Genomic DNA, 19253 nt, shown 5'->3' with positions numbered 1-19253 from the left:
CCCGTTTTTTGGTTTAGTTAGGTTCACCCTAACTCATTCTATCGTTCATTAAAATTGACTCTTTCACGATCCGATTAATATCAGCACTGGTTTCATTCGTAATATCGGTGATCCGTTCAACGGTTCTGGCATCATCAATATTCTTATAGGCCTTTGCTAATAATTCATCAATCGTTTCCTTCGCCGTATCGATAATCACATCATTAATGCCGGTTAATTTAGCTAACGCGTTTTGTGAATTTCCACTCAGCACTTGCTTAGAAGCACTTTGTGAAAGTTGCAATTCACGTGAGCTGACCGTCTTGATCTGTGATTCGAATTTAGCCCTGGAAGAATCTACGACACGTTGAATTTCAACGGCTGAGTAAGCTTTATTGACCTTATTGTTCAACAGGTCAACTTCATTTTGAATTGCCTTAGTGATCGTTTGCCGCGAAATTGCACTAACTGAACCCAAGGTGTTAATTACCGCCTCGGCGTTGGCACTAATTTGTGACTTCGCATCAGCCCGATTGGTATCCAGTTGACTATAGTTGTTCTCGCTGATCAAGCGGTTCAAATTGCTAATCGTTAAGTCAATCAACTCATTGGCCCGATGCTCATCGTTAGTCCCCTTCAACTCGAACTTAGTTCCGTCAGCAATTTGTGCAATCGACTTGTTCATCGAATAACGCGTTGCTTCATTAAACGCATCGGTCAGCATAAATGCTGAATTAGCGGCTGAATCAACCATTGATTCGGCACTGCTTCGGAGTGAAGAAACGTAAATTCCAGCCGCGGAGTTCGTCGCACTTTGTAGTGCTGCCACTCCAGAACGGGCAATTTCGTTTACTTCATCTTCATCTTCTGCAGCAGCAATCTGCCGATCGGCGATACTAGCGGTCCGACTGACGTATTCATTCACAGCACTAGCTGCACTACTGTCCAGACTAGCGGTGGATGCATATGCAGCATCGGCAGCACTCTTAATTTGGAGCTTGAATGAATCACGTTCATTTTGGGCAGCCAAATTATTTGCCATTGCCATTGCACTACTAATTACACTCGTAATCGTAGAATCAATGGCTGAACTAATTGCGCTCGTCCCAGTCGTAATCGCAGCGGAAGCTTCTTCTACGTTTCCAGCAATGTTCAATTCAGTATTGGCAGAGTTAGCCAATGAATTGATCACGCTATTAGCAGCTGACTTATCACCAGGGGCCAACGTTGCCGTCCGTCCAGTGGCTGAATTAGCAGCACTTACGATCAACGAGTTTCCACTTGCCTTCACGTTGCTTACAGCCACACTAGAAGCTTCATTAATGGAAGCAATTCCAGCGCTGGTCAACATTTGAATTTCAGCTAATTGGTTCGTTTGATCGATATTTGCATTCGCATCACTGGCAGCCATACTAATGGCAGCATTGGTCAAAGATTGTGCATTCGAGCTAAGCCCATTCACATCTTGATATGCTGCCGTAGCGGCATTCATGATCTGAGTCTTGTAGCTATCCTTAATGTTGAGCAAGTTAGCAGACAATGCTGAAGTGACCATCTTTTGGATCCGTTCAATCGAATGCTTAGTATCGTTGATAATATCAACCGTGTTCGTAGCGATCGTAATGCGACCACGAATCCCTGACATTAAGGTATCAATGGAGGCAATTACGGCCTGCTTAGCATTTGGTTCCATCGAGTTCAACGCTTGATCGGCATTATTAGCGGCATTCGCTAATTCAGCCCGTGCAGTTTCACGCGCAAAATCAATCGCAACCGTTGCAACACTACCGATCAACGCATTCGCACTGTGGAAGGTTGAAGCAACATTACTAATCGTGATTGCATCGCTAACGTTGGCACTTGCAGAATTAGCAACTGATCCCGTCAAACTATTGATTTGACCACGATTATTGATACTCAAGACCCGTGCTTGACTGTAAACATCGCCGGTCAAGCTTTCCATATCAGTAGCAAATGATTGTTTAGCATCAACTACGGCACTACTATTCTTAGCGGTGTAATTAGCAACTAAGAACTTCATGTTATCAGCAGCACTGTGCACGTTATCGAAGATTGCCCGTGGGTTATCCTCGTTCACAGCAAACGCCTTCTTCGCATTATCAACTTCGAAGGCCACTGCCTTGTTAGCCAATTGCTTGAACTCATCATCCATCACATCAATTTGTGCGTATGCAGAAGCAGCGTAGCTAGTCGTTGCTTCATTGGCAGCTGCGGCTTCGAACATGTTAACGAAGCTGTTCATTGAACTAGCAGCATCGCTGGCTAATTGTGAATCCAGCAACGAGTTGGCCGGATTCATTGCAATCAAGGTATTTGCCTGGGTCGCTGCACTGGAGATCGAAGTGCCTAGTTCAGCAATGTAGCTGGAATTCAAGTTCGCAGCCTTATTATTAGCGGATGAAGCAGCACTGGCAACTACTGAGTGGGCAGATGCAACTGGATCTTTAACAACGTATTCATTGATTAAGCTATCCATTGCACTTGCTGCGGAGTTAACGTCCGATAGGGTCGCCTCAGCTTGACCAAAGTGCAAGTTCACTGCACTGTGGGCAGCACTGGCATGCAAGCTGATTCCGTTGACTGCGACTGGTCTTAACGTATCGTTCAAGACGTTCGCAAGCGAAGTCGCAAAGCTAGCTTGTGAATCGATCGATGAGTGGGCATAACTGTTTTCGTTATTCTTCACTAATTGATCGATGGCACTAGAAGCATTATAAGCATCCAACGATACCGTCGCAAAGTTACTACTGTCACTATTGACCGCAGTAATGGCTTCATTGACCACGCTCGCAACTGAACTGTAAATCGTGGCGGATGAGTCATCAAACATTGAGTCTAGCAAGTGGGTCGCAGCACTCGCAGCACCATTTACGACCGCCTTGGCAGAGGTAACCACGAATTCACGGGCCACACTCCCCAATTGCGTCATCGTCTGATCCGTAATTGAAGCGATTACATTCGCATCTTCAGCGGCACTGGCGAACTGAACGTTGGCATCAGCAACAACCGAGAGGACTGCAGAACTGAACGCTGCTTGGTCTTCGCGATCCATCCCCGCTAAAGTATCAGCAGTGGATGCAATTTGATCGGAAATCGTGGCGTTCGCAGACGTACTTGGATCGGCTGCAATCGCACTAGCGGTCACGCTGTTGATCGTAGAAGCGGCGTTGTCAGCATCCAAGGAAGCATATGCAATCTCGTTAGCATCACTAGCGATTGCGGAGCTAGCGGAGTCAACTAACATGTTGATCAATTGGCTAACTTCGTTTCTAGTCGCGGTGTTATCCAACCCTTCGATCTGGATCGCAGCAGAATCACCCGCACTCACTACGATTGCGTTTGCGGATTCAGCAACGTAACTACTTGCGATCGAATTAAAGGCGTGTTCAGCGGTGCTAGCTTGTGAACGAACGTTGCTCCAATTGCCCGCAGCGGAATTAATCGCACGGTTGGTCGTATCAACGATGTTCAACAAGCGGTTGTTCAATCTAAACTCTTCATTGGAATCGATCAATGGTCTTAGCTTATTAACAACTTGATCCGCTGCCCGAGCGATTTCTAAGATTGCATTGGCAACTGGGTCAGATTCGACCGCTTGCTTAGTAATCTCAGCAATTCGCACGGCAGCATTTTGGGCATCCAAGTAGGCAAAGAACGGATTATTCGAATTTTGCTGAATCAACTTCCGTGCATCACTGACCTGCGTCCCAATCGCAGAAATGGTCTTGTTCCGCTTATGAATGTCGTCAATTTCAACCGCACGGTTATTGGCAACGTCCAACGCCTTGTTAACGATTTCAGTCGCGGTCTCAATGATAAAGTGCTTTGCAGCAGCCTTTAAGAGCTTCTTAGCTTCATTGATCGTCGCTCTTGGATCACTTTGGCCAACTAGGTTGTAGCTAGCAGAACTAGCAGTACTAGCGGTGATTGATGCAAATGACGCCTTCGCATGCCCACTAAATTCTGCATCGCTCATCAATGAATCAGCCAGCTTGTAAATCGTGTTCATTGCAGAAGCATTGTGATCAGCAGCAATTGCAGCATCCACTAATGAATCGGCCTGTGATTGAAGGTCGGTTACCCGTAATGACACGACTGCTGAATCGTTATTATCAGCAACCAATGCAGCACTCGTATTTGCGGCCACACTATTGATGGCATTTTCAACTAACGTGTAGTTATCGACCGTTGCGATCTTAAAGTTAGCAGAATCAACGATCGAATTCATTGAACTGCGGGCCGATGCTAGAACGTACCCATTGACCAAGCTATTCATCGCACTAGCGGCAATGTCAATTGCGGCTGCCGAATTACCGAACGTATTGGCCTGGTTCTTCGCATTGTTTGCGATCCGACTAACGGCACTACTAAAGTTGGCCGTACTATGGGAGTCCATAACCCCGACCTTATCACTAGCAGAACTAGCTTGACTCGCTAATTTTTGATCAAATGCGAGGCGTTGGTTCGTAGCCACAGCGGCGCTGAATTGACCATCCAATGAATTGATCGCATTAACGGCATCTAAAGTTGCCAACTGGAAGTCGTAAGCGTCAGATTGAATCGTTTGTTTAGCAATCATCTGCAAGTAATCCAGTTGTTGTACAAAGCCTTCATCAAAATTAAACTGTTGTTTAACGTCAGCAACCTTCGCTGCCACCATTCCAATTGCAGATTGTGCAACGTAGGTGGAAGCAATGTTTGCAAATATTTCTGAAGCAGAGTCCAATACCCCATCGTTAACGGAACTTAACGACTGGTTCGTAGCCCGAATTGAAGTATTAGCACTGTTGATCGCACTACTAAAGTTAGCAGCTAGGCTCCCAGATAGCATCGTGGCTTGATCAGTCGCGCTACTAAAGGCTTCACCGATAAACTGATCGAACGTAAGGTTCGCATCGCTTTCGGCTGCATTGTTAGTAACTGAATTAATGGCCAAGATGGCGTTATCAATATCTAATGCAACCAGTGAATCATTCCCTGCATCCTTTGCGATCACAGCATTCGCATCACTAACTTGATTATTGATCCAATTAGTAGCCTGCGAACGTTCAACATTATTCGCAACCGCATTGACCAGAGTCATTGCAGAACTCGTTGCCGAATCTAATACCACTTGTGCAGATTCAGCTACGTAGCGATCAGCAACTGAGGCAATCGCACTTTGGGCTTGACTCGCCAATTCTGAAAGTGACTGTGGATTAGAAGCAGCCTTACGGAATGCATCGGTAGCCTGCTTACTTTGCTTTGCAACGGCACTTAAGAAGTTCATGTCAGCCAAGCTGTCGCTCATCAATACCCCGTGGGTAGCTGAGTCAACTAGTTGATTGACCCGATCGATTTCAGTCGCTAATGGTTGGTCTGCAATCAAGCTGTTCGCCAATGAATGCGCAGCGACCTTCCCATCATGGGCATAGAGCGAAGTCGCAAGTGGGTTAGCAGAATTAGCAATTACCGCACTGTTTGCGCTCACGGCAGCATTACTGATCACCGCTTCGGCAGCATCATTATGCAAAATAGCGACCCGATGGGCAGCGCTGCTTACCGCAACGTCTAGATCAGCCAACGCAGTCTTAGCAATGAAGCGGTTGGCAACAGAATGCATCTGTTGATCAGCACTGGCAATAACTTGTTTTTGGTGCCGATCATCAACGACTGAGATCCCAGTAGCGGCACTAACGACGCTGGCCACTGCACTGCTGAACCAAATTTGATCCGCACTGGCAAAGCTCGTAGCAGCCTGATTGATCTTAGCCGCAACGGAATGAACCTGATAGCTGAGCGCTGCTTGTGGAGCGGCATTAACCGCACTCTTTGCAAACTGATCCATTGCAATCGAACCATTATCAGCATCCAGCGAAGCAAACGCACTATTATCGCCATCGCGTTTTACCATTTCGGAATAAGAACTAGCGATCGTAGCGAGTGAATCGGCTAGGCTAAATTGACTGATCAACTGGCTAGCACTGGAATGGGCACTTTGTAATTCCGCATTGGCAGAATCAACCACGTAACGGTGTGCCAAACTCCCTAACTGATCAGATGCTGCAGCTATCTTTTGATTAACTAGGTTTTCATCGTATGGCGTCCGATCAATCTCATCGTTCGCAACGTCTACTGCAGAGGCAACCGCACTACTAAAGTTAGCAGAAGCACTTGCATTTTGAATTGCACCGATGCTATCAGTAACTGAGTCAACGGTTTGTTGAACCGCCCACTTAGCATAGGAAACTAAGTCATCGGAAACTACGTCAGCGATAAAGTCATTCATTTCATCCTTAGCGTTGCGGCAATCTAGGCTAACCGTTGGTTGAACCCCTGCATCGCTATCGACCATACTGTTATATTCACGAATGAACTCTTGAAGCGGTTCAGCAACTTGTTCTGCACCCACCCCGTATTGTTGGAAACGTTCGGTCGCAGAATTAGCAAGCGTGTCTAATGAATCGTAACCATCGTTTGCGATGTACTTTCTGGTCACCTGCGTGAAGGCATCGGCAACTGAATCAGTCAATTGATCTGCGGTTGCGCTATCCAACACGATTTTTTGGTTCATTGCATTCGCATTATTGGTCATCGTTGCAACTTCACTATCGAAGTTAGCACGCACCGAACCGCTAATCGAGGCTACCGCACTCATGGCTGAAGTAGCAAAACTAGCTACGGCAGCACTCGTGGCGGCTTGTGGATCAGCTGCAACGAGGCTGGCAACGTAAGTCGTCAATTGCTTTTTGCCACGTTGTAACATCAATTGACGAGCATTGTGGTCGGCTGCATAGTAGTCGATCTGATTGTTCATCAACGAAGTGAGTTTGGATACGCCACTAGCAAATGAAGCGTCGTTATGCGTTGCAAACCAACTCAAGGCAGCCTTCGCACTATTGGCAAAGCTAGCCACTTGACTTTGGGCATCATGAACAGTGAATTGCTGTGCAATACTGTTCATTAAAGAAGCTGTCGAATCAACGGTCACGTTAATTAAGTCGTTATTCATCCCCGCACCCGTGATATCAGCACTGGCCCGACTCGCCGCACTGGACATTTGTAATTGCATCCGTGTTGATTCAACGGCATTTTGCAACCCGTTAGTCGCAGTCAATGAGGCAGCGACCGATTGAACATGGTGGTTGGCAGAAGCATAGATATCACTAGCAATCGTCTTGTTCAATGCATTCGAGACGCTGCGTTGCATATTCCGCACATCCAATGCTAAGAGGTCATCATTGAAGGCATCCTCGCGAATCGTTTGGTTGGCAGCGATGCGGAATTGTTCGATCTGGGTCCGCACTTGTTGACGGACATCAACGTTCGCAAATAACTGCAAGGTCTTTTCTGCATCCGCAACGATTTGACTAACCGCGGATTCGGCAGAGGTCGCCATGTAGCTATCTGCAATGCTTTCAAAAGTAGCCACGGTCGAACTCGTTGCTGCTGATACTAGGTTCGTATCACTGGCAGCATATGAGACCATCCCGTTGGTCTGTGAATTGATCTTAGCAGCGGCACTACTGAAGTTAGCTTGAACGCTATCACTCAGCGTTGCCAAGCGATTTGCCGCAGCACTAGCCACTGAATCCAATAAGAAGCGCGTCTTAACAGCTGGATCCTTAGCAGCAGCACTGGTGAGCATGCGGTTCAACTCGCTGATTCCATTTTCCAGGTCTAAATCAACGTAATCGGCACTAGAGGCATCGGCGCTGATCAAGGAACTAAAGTGTTCCCGTACAGAATCCATCCCACTGGCAATGCTAGATTGTAACTGCGCATCACTAAAGTAACTTACCGTCGCATTAGCTGAATCGAATTTGCTACTCAATTTCGATTGGGCCAGTGAATTGCGGTAGTTAGTGGCTAACTTGTTCATCTTGTTGGAAGACGAATGGGCAGCCTTGTTAACTAGGACTAAGTTTTTGCTTACTAAGCTCACGGATAGGCTGGCTTGATTAGCCACACTATCGATGGCACTAGTAAAGTTGGCCTCATCTATTGGACTTCCTGCCGCCATGCTATTCATTGCGGAACTAGCAGCACTGGCAATCAGGTATTGCCCCGCAGCAGCTGGGCCTTCACGAACCATTGAATCAGCGATGCTATTAATGGTGTTGATCCCATTTTGCACATCAATGTCAACTAATGATTGATCAGCGTTATCGCTCGCAACGTTTTGCTTGATATCGCTAACAACGTTGTCAATTACTCCGGTAAAGTTACTCCGCAGCTTAGCGTCACCGATCTTGCTCAAGTTAATAATCGCAACGCTAGCGGTCGATTCGATCGCAGAGTTAGCATAACTGGCAACGTAACGGTTAGCAGCAGCGTTAATGAAACTAGCCGTTGAAGCAGCAATCGACGCATTATTAGCGTCCGCCCCAAATGAAGCCTGAGCGGATTGCGCTGCAAGCGTCATGCTGAATTCAACTGAATCGCTCCAGTTCAAGCCAGTCGCAAAACTAGCTGCAGAGGAGTAAATCGATTCAACGCTACGCTTACCAGCGGCAACCGAATCATTAGTGATCGCATTATCTAAGATGGCGTTCGCAGAACTGATCGCATTGTCAGTATCCAATGAGACCGCCCCAAAGTCAGCGTTATCACTTTGAATATTGATCACGGCTTGGCTAGCAATGGCGTGGACCGCACTGTAGGCCGAAGATTGGGTTACGAAGTTACTCAATTCTTTGACCTGGGCGTCTAACTTCACGGTTGCTTTTTCAACCGATGAAATTGCCTGGCTTGCCACATATGATTGTGCCAAACTATCGATTTGGCTAAAGGCTTGTTCACTATTGGCCAAAACGTTGTTGGCATCAAATGATCGAACCACCGCATTAACGGCACTACTGAAGTTCAAGTAGTAATCATCAGCGACTTGTTGATAACCATTTTGCACCGCTGCACTCGCCTTATCAGCCACCGCGCTCAATGCCACGGCATCGCTTTGGTCGGCCACTAGTGAATCGGCAAGGCTGGTCAAGTGGTTTTCAATATTGAGCAAGTCGAGTTGAATTAATTCCCCGCTGTGGGCATCCTTGTGCAGAACGTTTTTAGCGCTGGCTTCGTAGTTAGCTAATTCAGTCTGGGCGTTCAAGTACCCATCACTGTTCAAGAAGCGTTTCAATCGCGCATCGGTGGTGCTCAAGAAACTAGCTAGCTTGGCTTCCGCTACGATCGTAACGAAGTTATTAACAACTTTTTCAATTTTATCGGTCGCATCATTTAATACGTTATCAACATCTTCGTCGTTAGCAAAACGACTGTTGGTATCGGCAATGATGTCTTTGATCTGCTTGTCCAACTGGGTCGTCTTCCCTAAACCAGCAGTTGCTGAATATGCTGAATCAGCCGTATTGCTGAGATAGATGTTACCAGAAGCGACTTCATCGGTCGTGGTGATGAATTGGGCTGCAGAATGAATCGAATCAATCGCATTTGCAGCATCTAAGGCCATCAAAGAAGCGTTATTGCGATCCTTGGCAAATTCATTCGCAACGTTGGTCAACGTATCGTTAATGGTCTCATTGGCCGTTGCGGATGCCTCTTCGTTATTAAATTGATTGATGACACTGTATGCCGAATTAGTAGCCGCAGTTACCAATTCAGAAGCTGAACTGGCAACGTAACTATTCGCCACGTCGTTGATCGAAGTCACCGTATTGGATTCGATCGTCTTGATCGATTGATCATCAGCACCCAACGCTGCTAAGCTAGCCCGCGCTTCGTTATTAAAGCGGTTCATCGCACTGCTTAGGTTCGCAAATGCAAATGAATCGAGACTGCCGACGCGTTGCATTGCAGCTTCCGCAGTCGAAGCGATCACTGAATAAGCACTCGCAAATGGTTGGCTAGCAACTACCGAACTAGTGACTGAAGCAATCGCGCTAGTCCCTTCCTTTACGTCGAGGCTGATCAATTGATCGTCAAAGGCATCGTTACTAATTAATTGGGCTGCTGAGTTCGCACCAGAGTTAAGCAACTTATTGGCATCTGCTCTGACCTGTCCCTTGATTTCTCTCAGTGCTGCATTCGCAGAGCTAGTCGCATTCGCTAATGCAGAATGGGCAGAGGTTACCAGATAGTTGCTAACCGTTGAGTTAACTTCCTTATCGGTTGCGGTAATGATCGTATCTAACGTCCGATAATCAGTTACCCCATGCGCAGCTTGGCTGGCTTGCCGCGCCACACTCTTGATCGCACTACTGAAGTTATCGGCAGCACTCCCGACTAAGTGTTGAGCCCGACTATTGGCAACCGTTACAAAATCATTAATTTGATAGGCAGCACTAGCCGAAACGTTAGCAGTGACCGCACTATTCGCAGCGCTGTTCATCAATTGACGGGCGTTATTTAAGTCTAATTGAACAAATGGTTGTGAATGGGCATCCTGCGTTACTAGATTTGCAATACTACCTTGAATGCCGTCCAACGCATTTTTAATCGGAGCGGCAACGGAGGTCGTTTGGACACTTGCGATTCGTTCGTCAATGGCGCTACGAATTGAAGCCAGGTGGTCCATCGCAGAATTAGTAACGTAGCTGTCCAAGAGTGAATCCATTTGCACCGCAGCTGCTTGGCGCACCGTCTTGAGCGTTTCGGGTTGGTTCCAAACCGTCTGCATGTTGTTAACGGCCTTACTGGTGATGTCCGAAACGGCACTACTTAGGTTTGCACTCGCTAGGGAGTTCAGATTCTGGGCTTGGTCGGTCACGGAACTAGCGTAACTATCTAAGACCGCAACGGCACTGGCCACGTCATCGTCTTGAATGGCTGCACTTGCTAGTCTAGCCATTTCATTTTTACCGTTGATCACGTCTAAATTGATCAACGCTAGGTTATCAGTATCATTTTGAATTCTTAAGCGGTATTCATCAATCGTATTGGCAACTTCGGTAAAGGCCTTACTACGCTTGTAGTTATCGGCCAATCGGTCAATTTGTTTTTCAGCTTCGTTGGCAGCATCGATCACTTGATTAATTGCCCCTTGGGCAGCATGGAAGTTAGAGATGTTACGCATTAATTGAGCTGCATTTTGTAATGCTTGTTGGTTGGTTGTCGCATCATCAGGGGTAAAGCTATCCACCGCCTGTTGTGCCACGCTTGCGATCGCACTGCTAAAGTTAGCGGCATTTCGCCCACTAAGCGACGATGCAATCACGGTCGCACTACTGCGTACGGATGCCAAACTATGCTTTGCGGCAGCCATTGGTGAATTATTGACCGCATCACTTGCAAGGTGTTCAACGGTGTTAGCAGCATCATAAACCGCATCGGCCACTAACGAAGCAAAATCACTGTGCAGGCTGATTTGTGAGTCAGCAGAACTCAATGCACTATCGATGTAGGTCTTTACGCTCAACGAATCGTTCGCAGCTAAATCGGCTGTCTGAGCGCTCGCCGAAGAAGCTAGTTCACCGACGGCACTGTAGGCGGAACTAATCATGTACGCATTGGCGAGGCTCGCAATTTGGCTGCTGGCCTGGCTAATCACGTTATTCTTATCGGCGAACGGCCCGATCAATGACATGTTCGCATTGCTGGTCAAACTAGCGACCTGCTTATTAAACCGAATTTGTTGGTCAGCAGCGAGTGAACTCATCCCGTCGGTTACTGAACTAACCGCCTTTTGAATCATTACGCTGGCTGAGGCAACGGGGTCTTTTTCAATCGCATCGTTCACCATTGAAGCAATGGCACTAGCCGCATTGTTCGCATCTAACGAAGCAAACTTAGCATTATGGGCATCAATCGACACTGCTAAACTAGCCTGTTGACGGTGTTGGTTAATCGCGTGCAACAAACTATTTTGATTATTCGTATCGCTGATCACATTGGCACTGTGGTTAGCACTCGCTAACGTTCTATCCAAGACCGCATTGGCGGAATTTTCAATGAACCGATTGGCAATCGAATCTAACCCGAGGCGGTATTCAGCGATATCATTTGGACTTAGTGCTGCGATCTGGCTATCAAAGGTTACCACCTGAGTCGCATTCAAGCTGCCGACCTTCACGTGGGCAGAAGATAGTGCCTCACTATTGGCAATTGATTGCATTGCTCCTGAGTCGGTCGCAAATGCAGAGGCTGCGATCGCACTAACGGATTTTACGTTATTGTAGGCATCCAAGCGTGCCAGTTGGTAATCAAAGGCATCGCTCTTGATCATCAAGTCGGCCTTCTTCAACTGGTATGCAATCTGGCTATCAACTTGGCTGCGCAAATCAGCATCCGCAATCGTTGCTAACTGATCAGTAACGCTTTTGGCCTGACTGTGAACGTATCCATTAGCAGAATTAGCGATTGCTTCGCTGATCAAGCTTTGGATCGTTTCGCCAGCGTATTTGATTTCTGAATCGATACGCTTGGGACTGTTCAATTGGTCGGCTAGGTATGCGTTGGTCCGACTATTGATACTACCAACGGCACTACTGAAGTTAGCACTGGCAAATGAATCTAAATCCCCAACTTGCTGAGCGGCGGATGAGGCCAATGACTGTAATGCAATTTCAGCACTGGCCGCCCGATTTTCCTTAAAGCTTTCTACTAGGCCTGCCACCATTGATTGAATCCCATTAACAGCAGCCATTGAGACTGAGACTGGGTAATTGGTATTGGCATCGATATTGTTATCAAGGTGTTCAACGCTTTGCTTAACCGTACTGATCAGATCGGATTGGGTATTCCCCTCTGCCAATTGACCGGCCTTGACCATCAATGAATCAGCGGCACTAGCAACGGCCGTATGGGCAGAACTGGCCACTACTAAATTGGCGATCTCACGCATTGCACCAGAGGCAGAGCTGATCACCATCATTACGGCATTCAAGTTACTGTAAACAGAACCCAGCTTTTCATTCGCCTGGTTCGCCACACTATCCATTTGCATATCAGCGGTACTATCGGTGTGGCCAGTTAATTCGGTCAACACGGAATTGGCACTACTGATCTGTTCGCTGATCGCTGAATTGGCAAACGCGATCGAATCATTGGCAGCGGCTTCAGAAGCAGTCGAATTAATCGCACTGACTGCATTTTGAGCGTCCAATACGATTAAATCAGCCGCACTGCCGTCCTTTGCAACCTGGCTAGTGAACTGTGCTTGATAGCTACTAGTAAGCGTTACGGCACTGTTAGCAACCGCACCATTGTATTGATTAGCAGCACTAAATAGATCAAAAGCCGCCTTACTAACGGCACTGGTAGCCCACGCCCCGTAATAGCTATTGGCAACCGAGGCGATATTATTTTGAATCGAACTTACGGTCAGGGTCAGATCTTGACTGTCTGGATCCCTGAGCTTGCTAAGTGGTTCAACCACCTTTGCCATCGCACTTTCGTAATTATCGCTTTGGCTTTGCGTCATTAAATATGCATTACTAAAAGCATCACTAACCGCACTGTTAATGACGTAATTAGCAGAAGCTAATGGATTGTTCAAAATTGCTTGGGCGTTAATTTGCTCGATTTCAAGAACCGCGTTATCAGCATCCAGAGCTGCTAAACTTGCATTAATCGCATCGTTTGCAACCACCTGCTTGAAACTTTCGGCAACGCCACTGAACTGGTCGTTAATCCGCGCTGCATTTGATGAATCGGCAATCGCTTCGGTATTGACCTGCGCACTACTGATCGCACTTTGGATGACCGAGTTAGCGGAATTCGCAAAGTAAGATTTACGCAACTCGGTAAATTGTGCATTAGCGGAGGCGGTAAACGCAGATACGGCGTTCGAATCCGCTGAAACGGTCGCGATATTTTGAATTGCGATCCGTGCCACACTGGCGGCTGCACTACTAACGTTGCTTTGTTCGATTCCATCCCCATGCGCAATTCCAGTCAGCTGTTGAGCGGCCGAATTAATGTTGGCATTGATTATCGCAATTTGGTTATCTTGGTACTTATCCAAGATCCGATCGAGGGCAATCATTGCGTTGTCGATATCTAAAGCCAAGTAGGCAGGGTTTGTGATATCCGATTCGATCTTGCCCATCGCATCAACGATGGTCTCCTTGATTGCTGCTTTTCCAGCGGCCAAATTAGAGCTGTCCTGCAATTGGGTCCGAACAGCATCGGCCTTGGCATTGATTCTTTGACTTGCGGAACGTTCTAGGTAGTGATTAGTAACCGTCCCGATTTCTTCAAACATGCGTTCCTTGGCACGATGATTGCCAACGAACCGATCTACGATTTGTTGAATTTCATTTGCAGCCACCAAGGAATCGTGGGTCGTCATCGAACCCATGCGTTCAAATGCCACGCTCGTTGCGCTGGCGGCGAGACTTCTAGTCGCAGCCACCGAGTCGTTAGCGATTGCAGAATCCAATAGTGAGTTAATGGCTGCAATCCCGTCCTTAGCGTCTAGACTGGTGTATCTAGCGTCAACAACGTCAGCCATGATCTCAGTATTAGCAGAATCCACTGCCTTATTGATGGCAGCAGACGTACTGATCTTAGTAACGTTGCTTAATTGCAACACCGCTTTATGTGCAGTACTAGCAGCAACGCTCACTTCGGCCTTGGCATTGGAAGCGTGATAGGAATTTACGATCCCCGCCATTGCTTCGCTCGCCACTGCTGATTGGCCACTAGCGGCACTCGCAGCGCTATTGAGGGCACTGTGCATGTTGGCAATCGCAAAGCTATCCATGCTGCCAGCATAGTCAAAAGCGGATTGCTTCAAATGATCCAGCGTGTGTTGGTACTTGGCTTCGCCACTTGCGTTCACGATTTGATTAAATTTTTGGTTTAAGGCAGCAATGATGTTATTGGCATCCAAAAGCGCCAAATCAATGTCATGGCTATCGTTTTGGACATTTTCCAGCCCGTTTTCAATGATCGCATTAAACTGCCCTTCTAAGTTATCAATCGGCACACCTGAATAAGCCCGCGCAGCAGCCAAGAGCTGTTCGCGTGTATTTGCGATCATGTCAGCCGCATAGGCAGTGACATAGTTATTAGTGGTCGTCTGAATGGCAGCCACCGCTTGGTCAGCAACGCTTGATACTGCATCATCAGCGACTTCGGCGAGCTGGTGGGCGTATTGACTATCCGCACTGGCAATTTCACTACTGAGGTTCGCAGCAATGCTCCCCGAGATCGTAGCAGCCGTACTGTTAGCCTGTGTTACTACTGAGCGGAGGGCTTGATCCGCCACCGCATAGGAATTAGCAGCGACTTGGCTAGTCACTAAGTTATCTAATGCAAGCAAGACATTGTTAATATCGGTATTCAAGGCCTGGGAGTGGTTCAAATCAGCCTTGAGATGCGCATTGATCTGATCGGCGATCGAATCGACTTGGCCTGCCAATGCCGATTGGTCTTGACCCCGTAGGTGTGCCAATTGGTGTTTAGCATCAACGGCCGCTGCACTCACTTGTGCATGCACGGAGGATAACTTAAATTGGTCGGCTAATTGATCTAAATTAGTCGCAAGCGATGCCAGCCGTGGTTCAACGACGACTTCATTATCAGCATCGGCAACGGCTGAGTGGGTCGCAGAAACCAGCTTAGCAACTTGGCTATCAAAGTTTAAAGCCGCACTGCTGTTTTCAAAGCGCCCCCCTGCACTGGCACTCGCGGTCAAGGAGTTGATCTTAGCCACCGTATCGGCAGCCAAATCATCGCTAACCGCAGCACTGGTCATTGAGTCTAACTTGCTCAAGGTGTTTCTTACATCGGTATTAACAACCCTTGGTAGGTAGGAGTCCGCCTTGATCAAAGTGACCCCATCTTGGGCCATCGAATGAATTTCGTTTTTGGCATCGAGTAATTTCCCAGTGTCTTTGATGTTTGATACCCGTGCATTTGCACTACTAGTGGCGGATTGCACAGTTTCAAGCGCACTGGAGGCGATGTGTGAGTTAGCAATCGAATCAACCGTTGCGCTGAGGTCTGCAGCGGCATTGGAAACTTCAAATTCGTTGTCAGCACTATTGACCCGACTGGTAGCCGAACTAGCTGCACGGTATAAATCACGGTCTAGGGCGACTGAATCAGCTAGGTATTGCCCAGCCATCGAGCTAGCGGAGGCCACTTGTGAATCGATCGCGTAGTTTTGGGCAACTTTTGGTTGGTCGCTGAGCGTATCAAAGAAGAATTCCTTCAACGCCTTGATCCCATTTTGGCTATCTAATTCAGCGAATTGAGGCGTTAAAGCGTCCTTTTCGATCAATTGCGTGTATCTAGCAACGATTTGGTCAACGGTCGCACCAGCGGTCAAATTAGCGGCCACTAAGCGCTTGCGCACATCATCGGCAACTAGCGTTAATTCATTGGTAGCTGAACCAATGACGTTGTGTTTAAAATTCCGTTCGTTTTCATCATGGGCAACGCTGATCAATTGGTTAACGGTCGTGCCATCTTTGATCTGGCTGATCGTTTCACAATTAGTGTCAGCAGCCTTGGCAACCGCACTGCTAAAGTTAGCAAAGTCAAAATCAGCAGCGGAGCGCGCGGAAAGGACCGCCGAAGCATTGCTTTGGACCTTTCTGATCGCAGAAGCCTGTAAATCACCAGTAACGGTGGCATCCACGAATGAATCAATCGTAGCAAAACCATTTCTTAAGTCGAGCAGCACCATTTCAGAGTACTTGGCATCCTTATTTACGTTAGAATGCGCAATATCAACGTAGTGGTTGATATGCATCGAAGCTTCTGTCCCTAAGAGACCAAACGAGTCCAAGTAGCGACTGGCAGAATCAGCCGCACTGCTTAGCGCCACGTTAGTGTATGACAAAGTATAACGATTTAAGATCGAATTAACGGTCTGGCTAGCTTGTGAAGCGACTTCATTATGGTCATGGGTCGAAGCGAGATTGCTCAACGCCCGTGAAATTTGCTTGTCGACTTCACTGTCAGCATTGGCATGATTATAGTCATCGAATTGAGCGGTCGCCTGCGCAGCGGAACTAGCGAGTGCGTTGACGTTGGAATAAGCAGCGGCAACGATGTCGGCTCCGACATAACGTGCGGTGATGCTATCGATGGAGGAATAAGCAGAACTCATGGCAAGCGAGATCGTGGAAAGGCGGTCCGCTGCCCGATTCAAGGTCGCAGTCAACGAATCTTGGATCGATGTGACTGCACTGGAAGCCTGGCCCGCAATTTCAGCATCCCCAATGTGTTCCATGTAATGATTAGCACTACTTGCTAGGCTCCCCATTTCTGATTGGGCGGAATTGACGTTATAGCGGTTGACGATTTCATCGGCAGCTAAAGAAGCGCGTTCAACGTCTTTGCCCAGGGCATTGGCGTTTCCGATATCTTCGTTCATTGCCGAACTAGCCGCACTCGTTACCCCTGCAATTTCACTATCTGCATTATCACGACTAAGTGAGTCTAAGTAAACTCCCTTTGAAGCAGTGGAGCTAAGTACGTCTTGCACTGCGTAATAAGCAGAAACAGTCGGATCGTTATCCACTAGCGCTGAGGCAACTGAATTGATCGTGTCAACGCCTGAGTTCGTTGCTAAATAAACGTTCTGTGATTCAGTCACTGCCCGTTTTGCGTCCGTATGCAACTGGCTGACCTGACTGGCAGCAGCCGTTTGATCAGCAACGTTACTGAGTTGTTCGATCATTGAATGAGCAGCATTTGAAGCCGCATCCAGGCGCTCGAATGCAGCTGAGGTCGCATAACTTCTGATAACTTGGGTAATCGTACTATCGATCTTTTCGCCGATCTGCGTCAAGTCGATGGCGGCATCCCGATGAGCTAATGCATCCCCATAGGCTTGTTGAGCAGCCACGTTGACAGCACTAGAAGCGTTCAATGCCGCATCACCATGCATCTGGCTCAACTGGTCGTTAGCTAATGCAACTGCACTGGCGATCGAATGAAGCGTCGCAGCATATGGATCACCAGCCACTGCTGAAGAAGCCATCGAGGCAATCTCATGGCCAGCAGAACGGATGGTCGTTTGTAAAGCATCTGGTTGACTTAATAGTCCGGCTACTTGTTGGTGGACTTGAGCGGTATAGTTATTGATCGTATTAGTAGCAGCGGCCTTTAGATCAGCTGATAGGTGGTCAATGACTGCAGCGGCAGAAGCGTCCGCAGCACTCAATTGGCGAGTAACGTAGCGATCGTTGACGGATTCGCCGATCTTCTTGATTGCATCGGAAGCAGCAGGAATCAAGCCGTAGAAGCGATCGACCGCATCGGCGGCATTGGAATTGATGGCCTTAGCACTGGCTAAGACAACTGCAGAAGCACTGGCGATCATACTATTGGCATTCGATAAATCATCGCCACTTAAATAAGCAACTGCACTAGCAGCAGCACTGGCGTATTCGGAAGTCCCAGCAGCAACTAGGTCGTTCCCATAACTATTAAAAATGGAGCCCATTGAAGCGATTGCTTCATCAACATTGCTGCTGACACTTTCTGGTTCTGCTACGTTAGATTCAACGAGGTCATAAGTGGGTGCGACCACGTCTTCCATTGCAGCCAGGGCATCTTGGGCCACAGCATCGGAAACCTTTACTAAGTCGCTCTTAAAGCGGTGGTAAGTCGCTTCGATCGCTTCGTTTGCCGATGAAATGACCGCAGAACTTGCGATCGCTTCTAGATCCCCGACCCCACTTTGGGCCAGTGATTCAGCTCCATCAATATCGGCAGCTTGGGTCTTGATGGTATTAATAATCTGATCCACAGCGCTCGCAATGGCGGAATGCGCAGCATCGGCAGAAGGCGTGCCGAGGATTTCCGTCTTGGTCACTAAGGAATCAGCAGCGCTGGTCAAGACCACGTTCGCTGATGAAAAATTAGCATTATTGATTGCACTATTAAGAGCCGCAGTGAATTCATTCACTCCGGAAACGGCTTCTGATGGCGTTGCATAATTAGATGCTTCTCCATAGGCAGAACCCGCAAAATATGAAATGGCGACATTGGCACTACTTTTGGCAGTATCTTCTAAGCCTTGTGCGCGAGCATTGGCATCAGCAAAGGCATTTGAAATTGCTTGGTTCGCATATTCAAAGACCACTTTTTTAGCTGCTGAATTAATTAATGATACCGATTTAGATGTAAGTGATTGGATAATGTCGGTTTGGGCCACATCGGTAGCTTGGATGTCTGAAGCCATTGATTGCACAATGGCGTCAATTGATTCTTTAGCAGCCGCTCCGTACTTACTATCAACACAACTAAATGCTGCCACCGCTGCGCTAGAAGCGTATGATAGTGTGTCGCTAGCTGATGAATTTATTTGATTAGCTTCTGATCCCATCAGTATTGCACCTTCCTGTTAACGTTATTAA

General features: G+C 47.5%; 1 protein-coding gene. It reads right to left on the bottom strand.

Translation table 11 applies throughout. From position 1 onward, the window contains the following. Window positions 1–28 precede the first annotated feature (28 nt). Window positions 29–19222, bottom strand: a complete 19194-nt coding sequence (locus ACSVI6_RS02225) for a hypothetical protein (protein ID WP_491720882.1) — start codon at window positions 19220–19222, stop codon at window positions 29–31. Window positions 19223–19253: the final 31 nt, after the last annotated feature.

The sequence above is a fragment of the Nicoliella sp. ESL1106 genome (assembly GCF_058509965.1).
Note: the sequence above shows the minus strand (reverse complement) of the source record. Positions and strands in the feature narration are given on the sequence as shown.

Excerpts from the sequence above, each read along its gene's own strand:
- ACSVI6_RS02225 (WP_491720882.1), bottom strand. The coding sequence starts at position 19,222 with ATGGGATCAGAAGCTAATCAAATAAATTCATCAGCTAGCGACACACTA.